The following is a 19,710-nucleotide window of genomic DNA, read 5'->3' as shown; positions in this document are numbered from 1 at the left end:
GCCATGCCTCCTAGACGCGCTTGCGATAGACGGTGTCGAGCCAGACGGCGATGACCAGCACGGCGCCGACGACAATGCTCTGCAGCGGCGAGTCGACGCCGAGCAGCACCATGCCGGACTGCAGCGACTGCATCAGCAGCGCGCCGAGCATGGCGCCGATGATCGTTCCCGAACCACCGGCGAGCGACGTGCCGCCAATGACGGCGGCGGCAATGACCAGCAGCTCGTCTAGCGTTCCAAGCACGTTGGTCGCCGAATTCTGCCGGGCCGAGGAGATCGCGGCGGCGATCGTCGCCAGCACGCCCATGATCATGAACACCTTCATGGTGATCCAGCGCGTGTTGATGCCGGCGAGATTGGCAGCCTCGGGATTGCCGCCGATGGCAAAGACATAGCGGCCGAAACGCGTGCGGTTGGTGATGAAGGTCATGACCAGCCCGACGGCGATCGCCATCAGCACCGGTATGGCGATGCCGTGAGCGATGAACAGGCCGCCTTCGGGCACGGTAATGTTGTTGGCGGCCGCATACCGGTTCACGATGCCGATCGGCCACGGATAGGAGTTGGCGAGCCAGACCGCACCCATGATGACGGCGCAGGTGACGACGCCGAGCAGCGTCTCGGCCCAGATCGGACGCAGCGGAAACCGGAAACGCTTGCGCTGCACCCGCCCGTTGAAAAGCGCAAACACCACGGCGAGGCAGGCCACGATCCCAACGACCCAGCTCCAGGTCGCGCCGATCGATCCCGACGGCCCGCCGCCCATGAGCTGGAAGGTGGCGTCAAGCGGTGCCACCGTCTGGCCTGATGTGACCCACCAGGCAGCACCGCGCCAGACCAGCAGTCCGCCCAGCGTGACGATGAACGCCGGCACTTCGAGATAGGCGATGACGAAGCCTTGAAAGGCCCCGATCAGCAGGCCGAGCGCCAGGCCGATGACCAGCGCCAGGACCCAGATCCACGGATTGCCGAGTTCGAGCCCGACAAACCGGACCAGGAAATGCACCTGGGCAAATCCCATCACCATGCCGATCAGGCCCTCGGCGGAACCGACGGACAGGTCGATGTTGCGCATGACAATGACCAGCACCATGCCGCAGGCCATGATGGCGACCGCCGATGTCTGCACCGACAGGTTCCACAGATTGCGCGGCGTCAGAAAGGTGCGGCTGTCGAAATCGAGCGGATTGACGCCGAGGCGCAGGCTGGAAATGACATGCAGCCCGATCCAGATGATCAGCAGGGCGCCGACCATGCCGAGCATGCGGGTGTCGATCTCGGTCGCCTTCAGGAACCGGGCGACCACGCCGAGCTCCGACGCACGCGCGGTGTCGGCCTGCGGGTTGGACGTCGTGTCGGTCATGATTTCCTCCCACCGGCTGGCCGTCTGACGCGGATGCCGGAACTCAGCCTAGAACGGTTCACCGATTCCCAGAAACGCCGAACCGTTCTATCTCTTTGTTTTGACGCAATTCCGGACGGAAAACCGCTACGCACTTTTCCTGGAATTGCTCCCGAAGCTATCCGCGTGATGCGGAAATACAAATTTTTTGAGAAAACGCCGCGGCTTTTGGGCCGCGGCGTTCAGATATTTCGACGTGATCCAGATCAGTTACAGGCCGCGACGGTGCCGGCGGCGACGCCCGCGCAGACTTCGTCCTTCTTGATCCAGCCGGCGTCGATGACGACGTTGAGATTGTCCTTGGTGATGGCAACCGGGGTCAGGAACAGCGACTTGACGGTGTTGCCGCCCGGTGTCGTGAAGTCCTTGGCGCCGGCAATGTCGCTCGTCTTCTTGCCGTCGGCGAGCTGCGAGGCGATCTCGGCGGCGTTCTTGCCGAGTTCGCGCGCGTCCTTCCACACCGACACGGTCTGCGTGCCGAGTGCGATGCGGTTCAGCGCGGCGTGGTCGCCGTCCTGACCCGAGACCGGCACGGTGCCGGCAAGGCCCTGCGCCGTCAGTGCCGCGACGACGCCGCCGGCGGTGCCGTCATTGGCCGCGACCACGGCGTCGACCTTGTTGTCGTTGGCGGTGAGGAACTGTTCCATGTTCTTCTGGGCGTTGGCGGGCAGCCAGCCGTCCGTATAGGCCTCGCCGACATTCTTGATCTTGCCGCTGTCGATGGCTTCCTTGAGCACTTCCATCGAGCCCGAGAACAGGAAGTCGGCATTCGGATCGGCACCCGAACCCTTGATGAAGACATAGTTGCCTTCCGGCTTGACCTTGAACACTTCGCGGGCCTGCATGCGGCCGACTTCCTTGTTGTCGAAGGTCAGGTAGAAGACGTCCTTGTTCTCGATCAGACGGTCATAGCCGACGACCGGAATGCCTTCGTCCAGCGCCTTCTGCACCGCTGGGCCGATGGCCGAGGCATCCTGCGCCAGGATGATCAGCGAATTGGCGCCCTGCGAGATCAGGCTTTCGACATCGGTAAGCTGCTTGCCGGGATTGGACTGCGCATCGGCGGAGATGTACTTGTCGCCGGCAGCCTCGATCGCCGTCTTCATGGCGGCCTCGTCGGTCTTCCAGCGCTCTTCCTGGAAGTTGGACCACGAAACGCCGATGACCTTGTCCTTCGCCTGCGCGACCGACGCGAGCGTCAGCGACATGGCGACACCCGCCAGGATGGCGGCTGTGAATCTTTTCATAATATCCTCCCTGCGCCGCGTATGGCGCGACCAAACTGACCCGAAGGCCGGCACAGAGGCCCTATTTTTTCGAGCCTCGAAAAAATACTGGTCCAACACCCGAACGCTGTCAACATCGATTCTGATGGATTTTGATGTGCTCGCGAATTTTTTTCGAGCCCCGGAATAAATAAATGACAGAGTGGGCGGCTTCTGCCAGTATTTGACTGCGTTGCCGACAGCGTTCGAGGGGCACGGAGAACCGCGGCGACCGGGAGGACTTGAAGAAACATGTCGGTCGGAATCCGCCACGACGATTTGCGCCGGCGCAACCGGGCGATGGTGATTGCGGCCGTGCGCCGCGCCGGACAGCCGTCCCGCACCGAGATCGCAGCGACAACCGGCCTTAGCCACTCAACCATATCGGCTATCTCTTCCGACCTGATCGGCGAAGGCATCCTGACCGAAAGCAAACCAAGCGAGGCCGGCTCGCTCAAACGCGGCCGGCCGCAGGTTGGCCTCAGCCTCAATCCGGAAGCGGCGGCGGTGATGACCGTGGTGCTGTCGCTGAATTTTCTCTCCGTCGCCGTCATCGACTATGCCGGCCAGGTGATATCAGAGGAACAGCGCCGGCTGGACACGCTGACCATGTCGCGGGACGCGCTGATCGGCGAATGCACGGCAATCGTGCGGCGCCGTCTCGAGGACCCTGATCTCGACGTCCGCAGCATCGCCCGCATCGCGCTGGCAATCCAGGGCATCACCGACACCCGCTCCCGCGCCATGCTGTGGTCGCCGATCACGCCGCACACCGACATCGCCTTCGCCGACATACTCGAGGACGAGTTCGGCATCCCCGCCACCATGGAGAATGACTGCAACATGATGGCGATAGCGCTACGCTGGCGCGATCCTGATCGCTACCGCGACGATTTCATCGCCATCCTTTTGTCGCATGGCATCGGCATGGGCCTGGTGCTGAAGGGCGAGCTGTTCACCGGCACCCATTCCTCGGGCGGCGAGTTCGGCCACATGATCCATCAGCCGAAAGGTGCGCTCTGCCGCTGCGGGCGGCGCGGCTGCGTCGAGGCCTATGCCGGCAACTACGCCATCTGGCGCAACGCCAGGCAGCTGGGCGAGGACGCAGAACCCGTCGCCGATGTCAGCGACGCCGACATGCGCGCGCTGGCGACCGCGGCCCGCGAAAGGGATGGCCCCGAGCGCGAGGCCTATCGCAAGGCCGGCGAAGCGCTCGGCTACGGTCTCGGCAGCCTGTTCGCACTGATCGATCCGGCGCCCGTCGCCATGGTCGGCGTCAGCGCCGCTGCCTTCGACCTGATCGAGCCGGCATTGCGCGAGGCGATTGCCCAGACCGCCGGCGGCCAGCACTCGAAATCGATTTCCTTCGACACCGAGCCGAACGAACTGCCGCTGATCCGCGAAGGCTGCGCCATGCGCGCACTGACCTTCGTCGACCAGGAGATTTTCGCACCGGGCGTGCAGGCGAGAGCTGGCCTCGTCGGCAAGAACGTGGCGTGAGTTCAAACGAGGGAGCTCAGTCTTCCCTGATCGCGTAGCCCGCGCCTCGGATCGTGCGGATGACATCGGGCATGCGGCCGTTGTTGACCGCCTTGCGCAGCCGGCCGACATGAACGTCCACCGTGCGCTCGTCGATATAGATTGTCTCGCCCCAGACATTGTCGAGCAGCTGGCTGCGCGAGAACACACGGCCGGGATGACGCATCATGAACTCTAGCAGGCGGAATTCTGTCGGTCCGAGCCGGATCTCGCTCTTCTTACGATAGACCCGGTGCGACTCACGATCGAGCACGATGTCGCCGACCTTGAGCACGCTGGACAGCACTTCCGGCTTGGCACGGCGCAGCAGCGCCTTGACCCTGGCCATGAATTCCGGCGTCGAGAACGGCTTGACCAGATAGTCGTCGGCGCCGGTCGACAGGCCACGCACGCGGTCGCTTTCCTCGCCGCGCGCGGTCAGCATGATGATTGGCAGCCGCTCGGTCTCGGGACGCATTCTTAGCCGACGACAGAGTTCGATACCCGAAACCGCAGGCACCATCCAGTCGAGCACCAGAAGGTCGGGAACGTTCTCCTGCAGCCGGATCTCGGCCTCGTCGCCGCGCGTCACCACCTCGACTTGGTAACCCTCGGATTCCAGATTGTAGCGGAGCAGCACGCCTAGCGGCTCCTCATCCTCCACCACCATGATGCGTGGCGCGATCATCGACTGGTCACCCCTGTCGTCATGCCGCCGGCGCGGACATTGCCGTCTCGTCCTGCTTCGGGCGATTGGCGGGCAACTGCGTGCCGGTCAAAACATAATAGGCATTTTCAGCGATGTTGGTCACATGGTCGCCGATGCGCTCGAGGTTCTTGGCGCAGAACAACAGATGCGTGCAGGCAGTGATGTTGCGCGGGTCTTCCATCATGTAGGTCAGCAGTTCGCGGAACACCGAGGTGTATTTGACGTCGATGCGCTCGTCGGCGGCGCGCAGTTTCGCCAGGGCCGCGGCGTCGCGCGCCGCATACTCCTCGATCACGCCCTGCACCTGGATCAGCACCAGCTGAGCCATTGCGTCGATGGAATGCGACAGGTCACGCGGTGTGACGCTGAGGCCGACGGTGCCGACGCGCTTGGCGATGTTCTTGGCAAGGTCGCCGATGCGTTCGAGATCGCCGGCCATGCGGATCGAACCGACGACATGGCGTAGATCGTCGGCCATCGGCTGCCGCTTGGCGATCAACGTGATGGCGCGGTCGTCGAGCTCGCGCTGGCGCGCGTCCATGATCGCATCGTCGGAGACGACGCGCTGTGCGAGGGCGTTATCGGAATTCAAAAGCGCCTTGGTGGCACCACCGACCATCGAGCCGGCGAGATCGCCCATATCGCTGATGAGCCTGCTGATTTGTCCGAGATCCTCGTCGAAAGAAGCGACTGTGTGTTCGCCCATGATCTTGTCCCTCGTATGCCTGAACTCAGCCGAAGCGGCCGGTGATGTAGTCCTGCGTGCGCTTCTCGCGGGGCGACGTGAAGATCTTCTCGGTGCGGTCGAACTCGACCAGTTCGCCCAGATACATGAAGGCCGTCTGCTTCGACACGCGCGCCGCCTGCTGCATGTTGTGGGTGACGATGACGATCGTGTAGTCGGCTTGCAACTCGTCGATCAGCTCCTCGATCTTGGCGGTCGACAGCGGGTCAAGCGCCGAGGCCGGCTCATCGAGCAGGATGACTTCCGGCTTCACCGCCACGGTGCGGGCGATGCAGAGCCGCTGCTGCTGACCACCGGAGAGGCTGAGGCCGCTGGCGTTGAGCTTGTCCTTGACCTCGTTCCAGAGTGCTGCGCGCTTCAGCGCCTGCTCGACGCGGCCGTCCATCTCGGACTTGCTGAGCTTCTCATAGAGCCTGACGCCGAAAGCGATGTTTTCGTAGATCGACATCGGAAATGGCGTCGGCTTCTGGAACACCATGCCGATCTTGGTCCGCAGCAGGTTGAGATCCTGCGAGCGGTCGAGAACGTTCTGGCCGTCGAGCAGCACCTGACCTTCGGCGGTCTGCTTGGGATAGAGTTCGTAGATGCGGTTGAAGACGCGCAGCAGCGTCGACTTCCCGCAGCCCGAAGGCCCGATGAAGGCGGTGACGCTGCGCTCGGGCAAGGACAGCGTGATGTCCTTCAGCGCCTTGCTCTGGCCGTAGTAGAAGTTGAGGTTCTTGACCTCGATCTTGGCCTTGGCGGTGGCCTCGGCGGCGATCGTCATGTCTGGAGACAACATCTGGCTCATTTGTCCTCTCTGCGTCCGGTCAGGCTGCGAGCAACGATGCTGAGCGCGAGAACCGTCAATGTGATGATGAGTGCACCGGTCCAGGCCAGTTGCTGCCATTCCTCGTAAGGGCTGAGAGCGAACTGGAAGATGGTGACAGGCAGGCTGGCCATCGGCGCGTTGAGATTGCTCGACCAGAACTGGTTGTTGAGCGCCGTGAAGAGCAGTGGCGCCGTCTCGCCGGAGATACGGGCGATCGACAGCAATATGCCGGTGACGATGCCGGAAAGCGCGGCGCGGTAGGCGACCGACTTGATGACCACCCAGCGCGGCGCGCCGATCGCGGTGCCGGCTTCGCGCAAGGCGTTCGGCACCAAATTGAGCATGTCTTCGGTGGTGCGCACGACAACCGGGATGACGAGGATGGCGAGCGCGACAGCACCGGCGATCGCCGAGAAATGCCCCATCGGCCGCACCATCAGTTCGTAGACGAACAGGCCGATGATGATCGACGGCGCCGATAACAGGATGTCGTTGATGAACCGCACCACGGTGGTCAGCTTGGAAAAGCGACCGTACTCGGCCATGTAGGTTCCGGCCAGCACGCCGATCGGTGTGCCGACGATGACGGCGATGACGGTCATCACCACGCTGCCATAGATGGCGTTGAGCAGGCCGCCGGCGTCGCCGGGCGGCGGCGTCATCTGCGTGAAGACGTCAAAGGACAAGCCGGCGCCGCCCTTGTAGACCAGCGCGCCGAGGATGAGCGCCAGCCAGGCTAGGCCGATGCCCGCCGCGGTGACGCACAGCGTCATCATCACGGCATTCTTCCTCTTGCGGCTCTGGTGAAGCGATGTGGCTGTCGACATCGGTCAGGCTCCGGTGCGGGCGTCGATGCGCATCAGCATGTAGCGGGCGATGGCAAGGATCAGGAAGGTGATGACGAACAGGATCAGGCCGAGCGCCACCAGCGAAGAAGTGTAGAGATCGCCGACGGCTTCGGTGAATTCATTGGCGATGGTCGCCGAGATCGTCGTCGCCGGCGCGAACAGCGACGTCGAGATGCGGTGCGCGTTGCCGATGACGAAGGTCACCGCCATGGTTTCGCCGAGCGCGCGGCCAAGGCCGAGCATGACGCCGCCCATGATGCCGATCCTGGTGTAGGGGATAACCACGCGGCGGGTCACTTCCCAGGTCGTGCAGCCGATACCGTAGGCCGACTCCTTCAGCACCGGCGGCACTGTGTCGAAGACGTCCTTGGTGATCGAGGTGATGAAGGGCAGCACCATGATGGCCAGGATCAGCGACGAGGTCAGCAGGCCGATACCGTAGGGCGGACCGGCAAACAGGCTGTTAAGGCCGGGAATGCCGTGGAACACGCCGATGATGAAGGGCTGCACGGTCGTCTGCAGGAACGGCGCCAGCACGAACAGGCCCCAGATGCCGTAGATGATCGAGGGGATGCCGGCGAGCAGCTCGACCGCCATGCCGATCGGCCGCCGCAGCGGGCGCGGGCAAAGCTCGGTGAGAAAGATGGCGATGCCGATGCCGAGCGGCACGGCAATCAGGATGGCGATGGCGGACGTGATGATGGTGCCGTAGATCGGCGCCAGCGCACCGAATTTCTCCGTCACCGGGTTCCAGCTTTCGCTGGTCAGGAAGGAGAAGCCGAAGGTCGACAGGGCTTGCCAGGACCCGGCAAACAGCGAGATCGCAACGCCGCCGAGCAGGACCAGCACCAATATGGCAGCGGCCCGGGTCATCCCGTGGAAAATCGAGTCCGTCAGCGCGAACCGTCTGACAATCGCGTCGCGCGAACCTCGAATGGCTGGCAAGGCTTCCTGGACAGCGCTCATGTGAAGCTCGGCTCTTTGTGTTGAGGGACGAATAAGGAGCGCCGCGGCGCGGCGCTCCTTTGGAGGATGTTATTCGCCAGCGTAGACGGGCTTGCCGTCGGCTTGGATGTCAGCCTTCCAGGAGGTCTTGATCAGGTCGACGACGCTATCGGGGATCGAGACATAGTCGAGCGCCTTGGCGGTTTCCTTGCCGTCCTTGTAGGCCCAGGCAAAGAATTTCAGCGCTTCACCGGTTGCGGCAGCATCGTCCGGAACCTTGTGGATCAGCACCCAGGTCGAGGCAGCGATCGGCCAGGTGGTGTCGCCGGGCTCGTTGGTGATGATGACGTTGAAGTTTTTCGCGCCCTTGAAGTCGGCATTCGAAGCAGCCGCGCCGAAGGATTCGAGCGACGGCTCGACGACCTTGCCGGCGGCATTCACCAACTTGGAGTAGGACAGGTTGTTTTGCTTGGCATAGGCATACTCGACGTAGCCGATGCCGCCGTCGGTCTGCTTGACGGTGTTGGCAACGCCTTCACTGCCCTTGGCGCCGACGCCGGTCGGCCATTCGACCGCCGTGTCCGAACCGATCTTGTCCTTCCAGTCGGGCGACAGCTTGACCAGGTAGTTGGTGAAGTTGAAGGTCGTGCCCGAGCCGTCCGAGCGATGGACAACGGCGATCGCCGTCGATGGCAGGGTCAGGGTCGGGTTCAGTGCCTTGATCGCGGCGTCGTCCCAGGTGGTGATGGCGCCGAGGTAGATCTGAGCGATCGTCTTGCCGTCAAGGACGAGTTCGCCCGGCTTGACGCCGGTCAGGTTGACGATCGGCACGATGCCGCCCATCACCATTGGAAACTGCACGAGGCCGTTCTTTTCCAGGTCGGCGTCGGACATCGGCTTGTCGGTGGCGCCGAAGGTCACGGTCTTGGCGATGACCTGCTTGATGCCGCCGCCTGAACCGATCGACTGGTAGTTGAGGCCGATGCCGGTGTCTTTCTTGTAGGTGTCGGCCCACTTGGCGAACACCGGATAAATGAAGGTCGAGCCGGCGCCGGAAAGATCAGCTGCCATTGCCGCGGAAAGGGTGAAAGTAGACGCCGTAGCCATTGCGATCGCAACGGCCGCCGAGCGGATGAAATGTCTCATGTGGCCTGCTCCTGTTCGGAAGATGGTCTCTCGGCGCCATTCCTCTCGGCGCCCGCTGAGGCCAATAGCCTTCGATTATTACAGTCGCATGACAGTTTGATGTCACCCCGGTAACGCGTCATTGGGGTGAGGAAAACGCCGGCCAGCCGGCACTCCCGATTGAGCCCGGCTTTGCTCCCGGAATCAGGCACTTGCGCCGTTTCAGGCCGAGACCGGCCCGCAGTTTCGGGACTGCCGCCTCGGCAAAGAAAATCCGGACGGGAGCGCGTTGCTCTCGGCCAGACGGTGTCGTGGCCGGGCCATCGCCGAAAACAGGTCCGTTGGGGTAGGTTGACGCTGTCTCATGCCGGCGGTCGCTGCTCCCGCCCGTAACTGGGAAGAGCGGAATTCGAATATGGTTATTGTCTCGATTAGGCACAGTTTTGATATGGTGCGATCGCACCATGGTGCTGCGCACGGGACGCGTCGCGAATCTCCGCATAGTTTCTCGCCAACAGGTGCGACGAGAGCCCCTTACCCGGCGTTGCGCTGAGCCTGGCGGCTGGCGCCGACCCAGCGCTCGACCTTCTCGAGCAGGGCTCGGGGACTGATCGGCTTGGGCAGATAGTCGTCCATGCCGGCCTCCAGGCAGCGCTCGCGATCGCCCTTCAGCGCATGCGCGGTGACGCCGACGATCGGCACATGCGCGCCGGTTTCTTCCTCCAGCCGGCGAATGGCGGCGGTTGCCTCGAGCCCGTTCATCTCCGGCATCGAGACATCCATCAGGATCATGCACGGATTGAGCCGGCCGAAGGCGTCGAGCGCCTTGCGGCCATTGCCGACGATCTCGAAACCATAACCGGTCTCACCGAGAATCTGGGTGAACACCATCTGGTTCACCTCATTGTCCTCGGCCACCAGGATGTCCAACCTGTCGCCGCCACCCGCCACGGGTGGCCGGGGGCGAATCAAAGGCGGCTGCAGCAGCGCCCGCTGTTCAGACGGCGCCGAGGGCTGTGGCCGCACCACATTGCTCGCAGCGACGTCCGCTGCGAGCGGCAGCGCGTCGCTGCCGCTCGTGTTGTGGCGATGCCGCTGGATGGTGGCGACCAGCGTTTCCAGCAGCACCGAAGAGCGCGCGGGCTTGATCAGCTGGGCATCGATGCCAAGATCGCGATAGCTGGTGTTGGCGAGCGACTGGTCGACCGAGGTCAGCATGATGATCGGCGTGCCGGCAAGGCCGGCAGTGTTGCGCACGATCCGCGCCATTTCGGCGCCGCTCATCTCAGGCATCTGGTAGTCGAGCACGACGCAATCGACCGGCACGCCATAGGCGGCGGCGGCGATCAGCACCTTGAGGCCCTCGGCGCCGCTTTCGGCCGCGCAGGAATCGAACGTCCACGATGTCATCTGCTCCGTCAGGATGGCCCTGTTGACGGCATTGTCGTCGACGATCAGCACACGCGCGCCGGTCACGTCGATCGGCGTTATACGCTGCCCGTTCTGCTGTCCGGCCCTCGGCAGCGTCACCGTGAACCAGAAGGTCGAACCCTTGCCTTCGGCGCTCTCGACACCGATGTCGCCGCCCATCAGCTCGACGAGCCGCGAGGTGATGGCGAGACCGAGGCCGGTTCCCTCGTGGCGCCTCGTCGACGAGGTGTCGACCTGGCTGAACTTCTCGAACACCAGTTTCAACTTTTCCTCGGGGATACCGATGCCGGTATCGGTGACCGAGATGGTGAGCTTCGTTCCGGTCGGAACCCGGTCGCCGGTGACGTCGACCAGCACATGGCCTTCATCGGTGAATTTCACCGCGTTGCCGAGCAGGTTGGTGACGATCTGCCTGATGCGGCCGACATCGCCGACGAACAGGCTTTCGAGACGAGGCTCGATGCGCACGATCAGCTCGAGGTCCTTCTCCTTGGCGCGTGTCGACACCAGCGTCGCCACGTCCTCGATCGCCTCGGCAAGATTGAAGGGCGCCGGATCGAGCACCAGCTGACCGGCATCGATCTTGGAGAAGTCCAGGATGTCGTTGATGATGGTGAGCAGCGCGTTGCCCGATTTCACGATGATGTCGGTAAACGTCTTCTGCTTCGGGTCGAGGTCCGATTTGGCCAGGAGTTCGGCCATGCCGAGCACGCCGTTCATCGGGGTGCGGATCTCGTGGCTCATATTGGCGAGGAATTCCGACTTGGCGCGGTCGGCGAGCACGGCGCGCTGCCGGGCCTCGCGCAGTTCGGCCTCGCGCGTCTTCAACTCGGTGATGTCGGTGGTCGAGCCGATCAGGTAGAGCGACCCATCGGAGGCGATCATCGCCCCCTTGCGGGCAAACTGATGCCTGACGCTGCCGTTGACCGCCGTCACGGTCTCTTCGACCTCTTGCGTTTCACCAGTGCGCAGCACCGCAAGGTCGCTGTCGACGAAGGCCTGGCCATCCGGCCCGAAGATCTCGATGTCGGTCTTGCCGGTAGCCTCTTCCTTGCTGAAGCCAGTGAGATCGCACCAGCCCTTGTTGACGTAGAACTGCCTGAGGTCGGAACGCTTGGCGTAGATCGACACCGGCACATTGTCGATCAGGCTGCGGAACACCTCGTTCTCGCGCATGCTTTCTTCCAGCGCGCGCTCGCGCGCCTTGACGTCGGTGATGTCGGTGCTGGAGCCGACCAGATGCACCGATCCGTCCAGCGCCACCAGGCGGCTCTTGCGCGTCATCAATTGCCTAACCGTGCCGTCGCGATGGGTGACGGGTTCCTCGACCTCCCTGACGGCACCGGTCACGGCGACTTGCGTGTCGTCATGGCTGTAGCTGTCGGCGTCCTGGGCACCGAACAGCTGGCGGTCGGTGCGGCCGATGACATCCTCCTTGGTCAAGCCTGTGATCGCGCACCAGGCCTTGTTGACGAATTCGATGCTCAGGTCCTGCGCCTTGATGAAGGCGGCCACCGGCAGTTCGTCCAGCACGTGGCGGAACAGGTCGATCTGGCGCATCGAGTCGCGCAACGCCGCCTCGCGGCTCTTTAAATCCGTGATGTCGACGCGCACGCCGATGAACGTGCCGTCATCGGTGCGCATGTCGTAGACCTGGTACCAGCGCCCATCGGCATTGAGGCGCTCGTAGGACGAATTTGGCAGACGGTAGCGCGCCAGCACGCCGTCCGACCAACGTTCGGTATCGACCTCGTAAAGCTTGTCGAGCTCGGTATCGCCACACGAGCGGAAATAGCCGACCGAATGGCCGAACTCCAATGCTTCGCGGAAGGTGCGGCCGGGCTGCCAGAACGGCTTTAGCGCCGGCAGCGTGTCCTGCAGCTTGCGGTTGGCGAAGACGAACTTATCGTCGCGGTCGTAGATGATGACGGCGGCCGGCAAGGATTCCAGCACGCTGGCGAGATGCTTGCGCGCATCTTCAGCTTCGGTCTCGCGGCGCTTCATGTCGGAAATGTCGAACAGGAAGCCGGCAACGTAGTTGCGGCCACTGGCCATGCCGACGCGGCTCTTCCTGACGATGCGCGAGCGGCTGGCGCCATCGGCCTCGAAGTTCTCTTCCACTTCGTAGGCGCGTCCCGTGGCAAGCACGTCCCGTTCGCTCTGTTCGAAAAGCGCGGCGTCGTTCGTTGTGAGGAAATCGCCTCCAGGCTTGCCGAGCATGGCTTGCGGCGTCTGGCCAAACAGAGCGGCGAACGCCTCGTTGACGAAGACGAAGCGCAGATGGTCGTCCTTGACGAAGATCGGATCCTTGACGGCATTGATCACCGCTTCCGCCAGTCGCGCTTTCTCCAGCGCCTCGGCAAGTTCGGCCTCGCGGTCTTTCATGTCGGTGACGTCGACATAGGAGATCAGACGCTTGCCGCCGGCCAACGGTGCCGTCGACGATATCAGCGTGCGGCCGTCATTGCGCGGGAACTGCCGCGATCCAGCGGTCCCGGCCCTGATTTCCGCTTCGCGCTCGGCCATGTGCTGCTGCCATGTCGCGTCGTCGGTGCCATATGGATCGACATCACGGCTGGCGCCCATAAGATCGCGGAAGCTGCAGCCGATCTCGGCGCGCCGGGCATCGATCTGCCAGAAATCGTAAAAGGCACGGTTGATGACTTCGGCGCGCATATCGGCATCGAGGACGAGGACACCGATCGGCATCTGGTCGACCATGGTGTGGAGATTGGCGAAGGTCTCGGCGATCTTGGCGTTGGCGCTCTCGATCTCGGCATCGCGGTTCTTGATCTCGGTGACCTCATAATAGGTCAACAACCGCTTGCCGCCGGACAGCGCCGTCACCGAGAACATCATCGTCCGGCCGTCGGCATGGGGAAACTCGCGTGGCGCGACGGAGCCGGCGCGAATCTCCTCGATGCGGGTGGCGAGGTAGCGCTGCCATTGCTGTTCGTCGATGTCGCCATAGATGCCGTTACGGCGGTTAAGTTCCATCAACAGGCTGAACGGAGCGCCGACGGTGACAGCGCCGTCCGGGATCCTGGAGAGGTCGCGATAGGCCTTGTTGACGATCAGCGTGTCGAGCCTGGCGTCGAGGAGCACGACGCCCATGTGCATGGCGTCCATCGTCCGCTCGAGATCGACCAGATGCCGGTCGGGTTCGCCGACCGTCGACGGTCCCTGCCCCGGACTTTTGAAGGCGCTGGCCAGTGCCGTAACGTTGCGGCCGATGCCGCGATAGCCGGCAAATCTTCCCTCGCCGTCGAACCTTGGAAAGCCTGATGTCAAAACCCAGCGGCAATCGGCGCGGCCACCCTTGAGCTCATAGACGAAGTCGCGAAAAGGCCGGTGCGCCTGCAGATCCTCCAGATGCGCGGCGCCACTGCGGTCGCCGTTCAGGACCTGGTTGAGGAAATCGAAGCGGAACCGGCCAAGCACGTTTGCCGGATCGATGCCGGTGGCTGCCTGATAGTTTTGCGAAAGCCAGGAGAAGCGCAGCTCGGCGTCGGTCTCCCAGACCCAGTCCGAACCGGCTTCGACGAGTTGGCGAAGCGCATCGTTCGAATCCATGCAAGCGGCGGACGACGACGCATCATCGCCATGCGCTGTGGGTTTGCGAGGCCCGCGCTTGCCGCGCGCGCCAACTGTTTCATCCGCTTCCGCCATGCCGTCCCCACCCCGAAAACCAAGGCCGAACCCTCCTCCGCGGTTCGTCGGCGGAATGTGCCCGAGAAGCATTAACGATCCGCTAACCTTAACGCCCGGTTAGACATATCGGCCGACACGGCCTGCGTTGTTCCGCCCCGGTTGTCGGCGGGGTCGAAGCCGCTATATAAGCACCGGCAGGGGTATTGCTGATGCTTGGACGGATTGTGCCTTTTTTCATGGGGCTAGCGCTGCTTTTCGGCAGCGGCTGCTCGCGCAGTTATGACGGGACCGTCGTCATCCCGAGACCGCTCGATGTCCGGCGTTTCTGGGATCGTCCGCCAGCGAATGTCAACTATGGGCCATCCGAGGTCGAAAACGGCGCCTTTCCGGTAGCGCCGCAGCCGCCGAGGCGGTTTTCAGAGCGCCGGGTCATGACGCATGCCGCGCCGCCCAGACGGCACCAGACGAGGCTACCCGCGTCAACGTCCCTGTCTGCCCCGGCAAAACCACTCACATGCAGGAACGTCAGCGAACCCGGCAAGAGGGCTCGCATGCTCTGCGACTAGAGCAGGATCCCTGGAAGGGGAACTGGTTTCGGATAAGAAGAAAACGATTGGCAAATAGCTTTCGGTGGGCCTGCGTTCACAGCGAGGCGGCGCCCTTTTTCGGCTCTTTCGCACCGAGCTTGTCGAGTGCAAGACGAACCTGGCGCAGATCGTCCTGCCAGCCATCATCGTCGCCCATCGGGCTCTCCGAGGCGGCCCGCTGAAGCCCGCGCGCCTCGGATTCAATCCCGCGGAGTTCAGCGATTTTCTGTTCGGCGGTCAGGGAGCCGTCTTCGACGATCTCCAGCACCCGCATTTCCCTGAACGTGGCCATGGCGTTTCTCCTGGCTGATGTCGATCACAACGCCGTGAGCGCCCCTCTGTTCCAGGCAGATTTCAGGATCCAGCCGGATCGCAACAGGCTTGCGGCAGCCGGTCATCCGCAAATGGTGCTCAGTCGGCAGGGAAGAAGGCCGGGCCGACCACACGCACCGCCCGCTTGCTGGCCTCGATCGACTGGTGCTGGGCGGCGCCCTGGGCTTCGGCATCGGGCACCGGAACGGCTGCAACGGTGCTAAGATCCGGGGTGCCAAGATCCGGCTTTACCGTCGGCAGCGGAATCATGGCGTTGCTCATGTCGGCGGGGGTCACCGTCCTGGCTCGCAGTTCGGTGACCCGCTGGTAGTAGCGCTTGACGTCGCATGCCTTGAAACTCGCGTCATCGCGGTATCTGAAGGCCGCCGGCAGCTCGGTATACGGCTTGCGCGTATCGAGCGCGACCATCTGGTCGGTTTCGAGGCTGGCGTCGCTCAACGTGTAGAGGTCGACGCTGGGATCATCACAGATGTAACGGCACTGATCGGCCGTCTCCTTCAGATCGCCGCTGGCCGCGAATTGCGACTTTGGCGCCGGGAAGAAATACCCGTCCGACAGGCGCACGCAAAACAGCATCGCATTGCCGCCGAGCGTGGCCCCCGCCGATTGGGTGCCGGGCGCGGCGCGCGCCGGCCGTTGCTTTGCAGAAGGCGCGCAGCCAAGCGCGACGAAGCGCGCCTGCAGGCCCGATGTGTCCCGGTCCGAATTCGCCGCGGCAGCGATCCGGCGCTGCACATCCGCGCGGCTCCTGGCAAGATCGGCGCAAGCGTTGAAGAGGCCACCGAGCGAACTTTTCGCCGAGCACTGTCGCTGTCTCTCGATAGTCTGGATGGCGGCAAGTTGCCGGCGCAGCTGGCCAAGCTCCGGGCTCGCCCCGCCGCTGCGGCCGGCCGAAAGCAACTGGCTTCTGATCGCGCCGCAGCTGTCCGCGTAGGACGAAAGCGTACCGAACAAAACCACCGCCAGCGATATCAGCACGATCATCATGAGAGGCCAGAAACGGATCATCGGGACGACTTGGTCCTTGTTGCAGAGAACCTGGAATTACAATCCTTGACTTCGGCAAGCTTCGGCTAAATAAGTAACACCTAATTTCTACAAGCCTTTAACCTGAAGAGACTTTCGCCTAGTGTATTATGTCGCCCCATGTAAATTCGATATTACATTTTTATTTCAAGATTGAGACGAACTCCAAAACAATGTGGCAAGCCCCACGATCGCCGAGAGCCACGGCGCAAACGGGCCGGAGTCAATCCGGCGTTACCGCCATGTGCTTTTGAAACCTTTGCCCGGTCTCCGGCGTTGAATGGCCAAAGGAGAACGCAGATGTCGATCCACTTCACTGTCTCCGACCTGACAAGAAACCTGTTTCACTCGCTGGGGCTGGATCACGAGCGCGCACCAAGGCCTCTCAACCCCGAGCAAAGCCTGTTGCTGGAGTGCTATCTGGCCGGCCAGGTTCCGGAATCGGCCTGGAACGACTACGTCTTCGAGACACCCGATCTTGCCCGGCACGCCAAGGCAAGGCGCAGTCACCACTGAGCCGTGCAGCACGGGCCAAGCGCATCTTGGCAATGCGACTTGCGCCGCTCGTGAGCTACTTGGGAGAGGCGAATTGCAACGTGAACACGTTGCCGGCGATCCCTTGCGCCAGCTTCGCTGAGAAGGTCAGGGGCAGGCAATTCTGCAAGGCCGTAGTTGCGGCATCGACAAACGATTTTTTCGCCTTGGCATCGCCATCCACCTTGATGGCTGTCGGCCTCGGTGGGCCGATCAGCGTGCCGTCCCGCTTGAAGCTGAAGCTCAAGGTGACGCTGGCAGTTCCGGCATCCGCCGGCGGCGTCCAGCATGCCTGGATGGCAGCCCCGACATCGTTCATGGTGTTCAGTTCAGCCGCATCTGAAGAATGAATGGCGCTCGCCAGCATCACGCCCGCAACCGCAACCCGCCTCACAACGCTTTTCATCGCCAGCCCTCATCTCGCGCCTGACCGACAATCCATGCCGGACTGCCAAAATGGATGGTAGGGCCAACGCCGGCAATGACAATATCTCTCCGCAAAAGTTGACGCCAAAAAAGCGACAGCAGACGAGGCTTGCGTGGCCCGATCGCTGCTCGACCACGCCCCGGCAATAGAGCAATTCCAGGAAAAGTATGAAACGGTTTTCCGTCCCGGAATTGCGTCAACAAAGAGATGGCGTGCGAAAGCAAAAAAGGCCGGCATTGCGCCGACCTTTCCTATCGCTACGACGTTCTGCGCCAGTACATCCGTGGTCGCGGGCCGAAAGCGAATTGCCTCCAGTAGACAGGGCTTTGGTTAACGAATCCTTAAGCTGAGGCCTTGGCCTGCGACTTCACATAGGCGATGTAGCCGCGCACGTCGCCGGCCGGCTCGCTATAGGCCTTGCCGAGCTTCTTCTCGACCGCTGCCACATAGTCTTTCGCCCATTTGGGCAGAGGATAGTCGATGACGGCCAGGAATTCGAGCGTCGCCGCCAGGCGAATATCGGCAATGGACGGGTTCTTGCCGCCGATGAACGGCTTGCCATCCCTGAAGAAGGAGTGAAAGACCTCCAGCGGCTCGGCGATCGCGGCCATCGCCGCCTTCTGGGCTTCGGACTTCCTGTCGGGGTGGGCGTCGCTGTGGCCGACCTCGCCGGCATATTGCGGAAAGCCGAGGAACGGATAGGTGGCGCGCGCCACATAGGGGTAGAGCGTACCGACCAGGTAGAACATGGCGCTGTCGATCATCGCCCGCTTGGCCGGCGCCTTGGGATAGAATTTCTCCAGCCCGTGCTTGTTGGAGAGGTATTGCATGATGGCGCAGCTTTCCCACAACACGCCTCTGGGAAGGCCCTTGTCCTCGATCATCGGCGTCAAATGGGCGGGGTTCCGCGCCATGAATTCCGGCGAACGGGTGTGGCCCCAGGCATCGGTCTCGGCGGTGTCCAGCCCGGCCGCGCGCGCGAACACCCGGACAGTCATGTTGTTGACGCTGGGCTTCAGCATGCTGAGCTTCACGGCCGGTTTCTTCGCCGGCTTCGCCTTGGCCTTGGGCGCGGCTTTTGCCGTCGCCTTCACGGCGGGCTTGGCGGCTGCCGGCTTTGCCGCAGCTTTCGCCGCCGGCTTGGCGGCTGCCTTGGCGGCTGTTTTCTTCGCACTCTTCGTCGCTGTCTTGGCCATCTTGTTCCTCCCTCTGGTTTGTTCAGTATGGGTTCTTCGCTGCCCGGTCGTCAGACAAGGTTGCGCGCGAACGCTCGACGAGCGCCTGGATCGCATCGGCCAGATGCACTTCCGCGATATTGTAGTCGCCGCGCGCGACCCGCAGCCTGTGTGCTTCCATCAGCACGTCGGCATGGGTGAAGCCCGCCGGCGGCTCGAAGCGGTAGGAGGCGAGCTCGATCAGCAGGCCGAGCGGATCCTCGAAATAAATCGAATCCATGAAGCCGCGATCCTTGACGCCGCTGTGCTTGATGCCGCGCTCGTCAAGCCGGGCGACCGCCTGCAGGAAGGTCACGCGCGACACCGAAAAGGCGATGTGGTGGACACAACCCGGATCGGTAGGCGTGCGCCGCTTCTCCGGCGTGCGACTCTCATCGGTGAAGATGGTGATCAGCCGGCCGTCGCCCGGATCGAAATAAAGATGGCTTTCCCTCGGCTTGTCGAGGTTGGGCTGCTCGAAGATGAACGGCATGCCGAGCACGCCTTCCCAGAAATCGATCGAGGTCTGGCGCCCGGCGCCGACCAGCGTGATGTGATGGACGCCCTGCGATTGCAGTTTCTGCATTGGCCTTCTCCCCCGTGGCATCAACTGCCCGTCCGGATCTTGCCGGCACCCGGCGTTCTGCGCACCGCTGGAGCCTCAGGATCCCTGACGTGATGCTAATGCAATCGGCCCCGCTGCGCCAGAAGCCACGAACGCGGTCAGGATCGGGCGATTGAGGGAGAGATCTAAGAGATTCGTGGTCTAGGATCGAAAGCGAATTGCGTCCAATGCCGGCACGCTAATCGAGAAATCTGATCTTTGTGAAAGACATCATCTCTCCCATGACGTTGCCGCTGTCATCGACCTGCTGCCCCTGCCCGACTGTAACCGTCACGCGTTTTCCCTTGTAGTGGGACGGCATCACGGTTTGCTCGTTCCAGCTTTCGCACTCGGGCGCGGAACACAGGCCGACTTGCTCGGCCTTCTTGCGGTCGACAAGGGTCAGGTAACAATTGTCGCCGCATTCAAAACCTCGAATGGTGCCCGTGATCTTGCTGTCCTTGGAGAAGGACGGGCCACACTGGGCAATCAGGGACACGGAGACGAGGAGGGCCAAGGCCAGTTGTTTCATGCA

At 62.8% G+C, this 19,710-nt stretch carries 17 protein-coding genes; 2 read left to right on the top strand and 15 right to left on the bottom strand.

The genetic code is table 11. The annotated features are described in order from the left end of the window. Positions 1-10: 10 nt before the first annotated feature. Together C8D77_RS16640 and xylF are read right to left on the bottom strand one after the other, a co-directional pair. Positions 11-1,363, bottom strand: coding sequence for a sugar ABC transporter permease (locus C8D77_RS16640; RefSeq protein WP_109665119.1), 1,353 nt, complete (start codon positions 1,361-1,363; stop codon positions 11-13). A 245-nt stretch (positions 1,364-1,608) separates the two neighbouring features. Next, positions 1,609-2,649, bottom strand: a complete 1,041-nt coding sequence (gene xylF / locus C8D77_RS16635; RefSeq protein ID WP_109665116.1) for a D-xylose ABC transporter substrate-binding protein — start codon at positions 2,647-2,649, stop codon at positions 1,609-1,611. A gap of 270 nt (positions 2,650-2,919) precedes the next feature. On the opposite strand from xylF, the gene C8D77_RS16630 reads away from it, so the two are divergent. Then, positions 2,920-4,167, top strand: coding sequence for an ROK family protein (locus C8D77_RS16630; protein ID WP_109665113.1), 1,248 nt, complete (start codon positions 2,920-2,922; stop codon positions 4,165-4,167). Positions 4,168-4,183: 16 nt separating this feature from the next. Here C8D77_RS16630 and phoB read toward each other — a convergent pair whose 3' ends face one another. The 9 genes from phoB to C8D77_RS16580 all read right to left on the bottom strand — a co-directional run bounded on the left by phoB (position 4,184) and on the right by C8D77_RS16580 (position 16,378). Next, the gene (gene phoB, locus C8D77_RS16625) at positions 4,184-4,873 is read right to left on the bottom strand and encodes a phosphate regulon transcriptional regulator PhoB (protein ID WP_010911896.1); all 690 of its coding nucleotides are present in this window, start codon (positions 4,871-4,873) and stop codon (positions 4,184-4,186) included. Between the two features lie 19 nt (positions 4,874-4,892). Further along, positions 4,893-5,600, bottom strand: coding sequence for a phosphate signaling complex protein PhoU (gene phoU / locus C8D77_RS16620; RefSeq protein WP_109665110.1), 708 nt, complete (start codon positions 5,598-5,600; stop codon positions 4,893-4,895). A gap of 25 nt (positions 5,601-5,625) precedes the next feature. Next, a complete protein-coding gene (gene pstB / locus C8D77_RS16615; protein ID WP_109665107.1) occupies positions 5,626-6,429 on the bottom strand; it encodes a phosphate ABC transporter ATP-binding protein PstB in 804 nt (267 codons plus the stop codon). After that, the gene (pstA, locus tag C8D77_RS16610; RefSeq protein WP_109665104.1) at positions 6,426-7,277 is read right to left on the bottom strand and encodes a phosphate ABC transporter permease PstA; all 852 of its coding nucleotides are present in this window, start codon (positions 7,275-7,277) and stop codon (positions 6,426-6,428) included. Before pstA ends, pstB begins: the two co-directional genes overlap by 4 nt. A 3-nt stretch (positions 7,278-7,280) precedes the next feature. Next, positions 7,281-8,264, bottom strand: coding sequence for a phosphate ABC transporter permease subunit PstC (gene pstC, locus C8D77_RS16605; protein WP_109665101.1), 984 nt, complete (start codon positions 8,262-8,264; stop codon positions 7,281-7,283). A 69-nt stretch (positions 8,265-8,333) separates the two neighbouring features. After that, positions 8,334-9,389 (bottom strand): phosphate ABC transporter substrate-binding protein PstS, encoded by a 1,056-nt coding sequence (pstS, locus tag C8D77_RS16600; RefSeq protein ID WP_109665098.1) that lies wholly within the window; start codon positions 9,387-9,389, stop codon positions 8,334-8,336. A 513-nt stretch (positions 9,390-9,902) separates the two neighbouring features. After that, a complete protein-coding gene (locus C8D77_RS16595) occupies positions 9,903-14,468 on the bottom strand; it encodes a PAS domain-containing protein (RefSeq protein ID WP_245951799.1) in 4,566 nt (1,521 codons plus the stop codon). 624 nt (positions 14,469-15,092) lie between these two features. Next, positions 15,093-15,329: a hypothetical protein gene (locus C8D77_RS16585; RefSeq protein ID WP_109665088.1), complete on the bottom strand. Its 237-nt coding sequence runs from the start codon at positions 15,327-15,329 to the stop codon at positions 15,093-15,095. A 119-nt stretch (positions 15,330-15,448) separates the two neighbouring features. Beyond that, positions 15,449-16,378 (bottom strand): DUF2865 domain-containing protein, encoded by a 930-nt coding sequence (locus tag C8D77_RS16580; protein WP_109665084.1) that lies wholly within the window; start codon positions 16,376-16,378, stop codon positions 15,449-15,451. Positions 16,379-16,696: 318 nt separating this feature from the next. Here C8D77_RS16580 and C8D77_RS16575 point away from each other — a divergent pair, with 318 nt between their 5' ends. After that, a complete protein-coding gene (locus C8D77_RS16575) occupies positions 16,697-16,912 on the top strand; it encodes a hypothetical protein (RefSeq protein WP_109665080.1) in 216 nt (71 codons plus the stop codon). 55 nt (positions 16,913-16,967) lie between these two features. Here the strand turns inward: C8D77_RS16575 and C8D77_RS16570 are convergent, their stop codons facing one another. From C8D77_RS16570 to C8D77_RS16555, 4 genes are all read right to left on the bottom strand, one after another. Then, positions 16,968-17,336: a hypothetical protein gene (locus C8D77_RS16570; RefSeq protein WP_109665077.1), complete on the bottom strand. Its 369-nt coding sequence runs from the start codon at positions 17,334-17,336 to the stop codon at positions 16,968-16,970. A 362-nt stretch (positions 17,337-17,698) separates the two neighbouring features. Continuing rightward, on the bottom strand, positions 17,699-18,553 hold the full coding sequence (locus C8D77_RS16565) for a glutathione S-transferase family protein (RefSeq protein WP_109665074.1): 855 nt from the start codon (positions 18,551-18,553) through the stop codon (positions 17,699-17,701). A gap of 22 nt (positions 18,554-18,575) precedes the next feature. Continuing rightward, positions 18,576-19,157 carry a VOC family protein gene (locus C8D77_RS16560; RefSeq protein ID WP_109665070.1) on the bottom strand — a complete coding sequence of 194 codons (582 nt, stop codon included), beginning with the start codon at positions 19,155-19,157 and terminating at the stop codon, positions 18,576-18,578. 217 nt (positions 19,158-19,374) lie between these two features. Continuing rightward, a complete protein-coding gene (locus C8D77_RS16555) occupies positions 19,375-19,707 on the bottom strand; it encodes a hypothetical protein (RefSeq protein WP_245469010.1) in 333 nt (110 codons plus the stop codon). Positions 19,708-19,710: the final 3 nt, after the last annotated feature.

Origin of the sequence: Mesorhizobium loti (genome assembly GCF_003148495.1) — a bacterium.
In the GTDB taxonomy this organism is placed as follows: Bacteria; Pseudomonadota; Alphaproteobacteria; order Rhizobiales; family Rhizobiaceae; genus Mesorhizobium; species Mesorhizobium loti.
The sequence above is the reverse complement of the archived record's forward strand: the minus strand, read 5'-3'. Positions and strand labels throughout refer to the sequence as shown.

Bases quoted from the DNA above. Each gene is read 5' to 3' on its own strand.
- C8D77_RS16640 (WP_109665119.1), bottom strand. From the start codon at position 1,363: ATGACCGACACGACGTCCAACCCGCAGGCCGACACCGCGCGTGCGTCG.
- xylF (WP_109665116.1), bottom strand. From the start codon at position 2,649: ATGAAAAGATTCACAGCCGCCATCCTGGCGGGTGTCGCCATGTCGCTG.
- C8D77_RS16630 (WP_109665113.1), top strand. From the start codon at position 2,920: ATGTCGGTCGGAATCCGCCACGACGATTTGCGCCGGCGCAACCGGGCG.
- phoB (WP_010911896.1), bottom strand. From the start codon at position 4,873: ATGATCGCGCCACGCATCATGGTGGTGGAGGATGAGGAGCCGCTAGGC.
- phoU (WP_109665110.1), bottom strand. From the start codon at position 5,600: ATGGGCGAACACACAGTCGCTTCTTTCGACGAGGATCTCGGACAAATC.
- pstB (WP_109665107.1), bottom strand. From the start codon at position 6,429: ATGAGCCAGATGTTGTCTCCAGACATGACGATCGCCGCCGAGGCCACC.
- pstA (WP_109665104.1), bottom strand. From the start codon at position 7,277: ATGTCGACAGCCACATCGCTTCACCAGAGCCGCAAGAGGAAGAATGCC.
- pstC (WP_109665101.1), bottom strand. From the start codon at position 8,264: ATGAGCGCTGTCCAGGAAGCCTTGCCAGCCATTCGAGGTTCGCGCGAC.
- pstS (WP_109665098.1), bottom strand. From the start codon at position 9,389: ATGAGACATTTCATCCGCTCGGCGGCCGTTGCGATCGCAATGGCTACG.
- C8D77_RS16595 (WP_245951799.1), bottom strand. From the start codon at position 14,468: ATGGCGGAAGCGGATGAAACAGTTGGCGCGCGCGGCAAGCGCGGGCCT.
- C8D77_RS16585 (WP_109665088.1), bottom strand. From the start codon at position 15,329: ATGGCCACGTTCAGGGAAATGCGGGTGCTGGAGATCGTCGAAGACGGC.
- C8D77_RS16580 (WP_109665084.1), bottom strand. From the start codon at position 16,378: ATGATCCGTTTCTGGCCTCTCATGATGATCGTGCTGATATCGCTGGCG.
- C8D77_RS16575 (WP_109665080.1), top strand. From the start codon at position 16,697: ATGTCGATCCACTTCACTGTCTCCGACCTGACAAGAAACCTGTTTCAC.
- C8D77_RS16570 (WP_109665077.1), bottom strand. From the start codon at position 17,336: ATGAAAAGCGTTGTGAGGCGGGTTGCGGTTGCGGGCGTGATGCTGGCG.
- C8D77_RS16565 (WP_109665074.1), bottom strand. From the start codon at position 18,553: ATGGCCAAGACAGCGACGAAGAGTGCGAAGAAAACAGCCGCCAAGGCA.
- C8D77_RS16560 (WP_109665070.1), bottom strand. From the start codon at position 19,157: ATGCAGAAACTGCAATCGCAGGGCGTCCATCACATCACGCTGGTCGGC.
- C8D77_RS16555 (WP_245469010.1), bottom strand. From the start codon at position 19,707: ATGAAACAACTGGCCTTGGCCCTCCTCGTCTCCGTGTCCCTGATTGCC.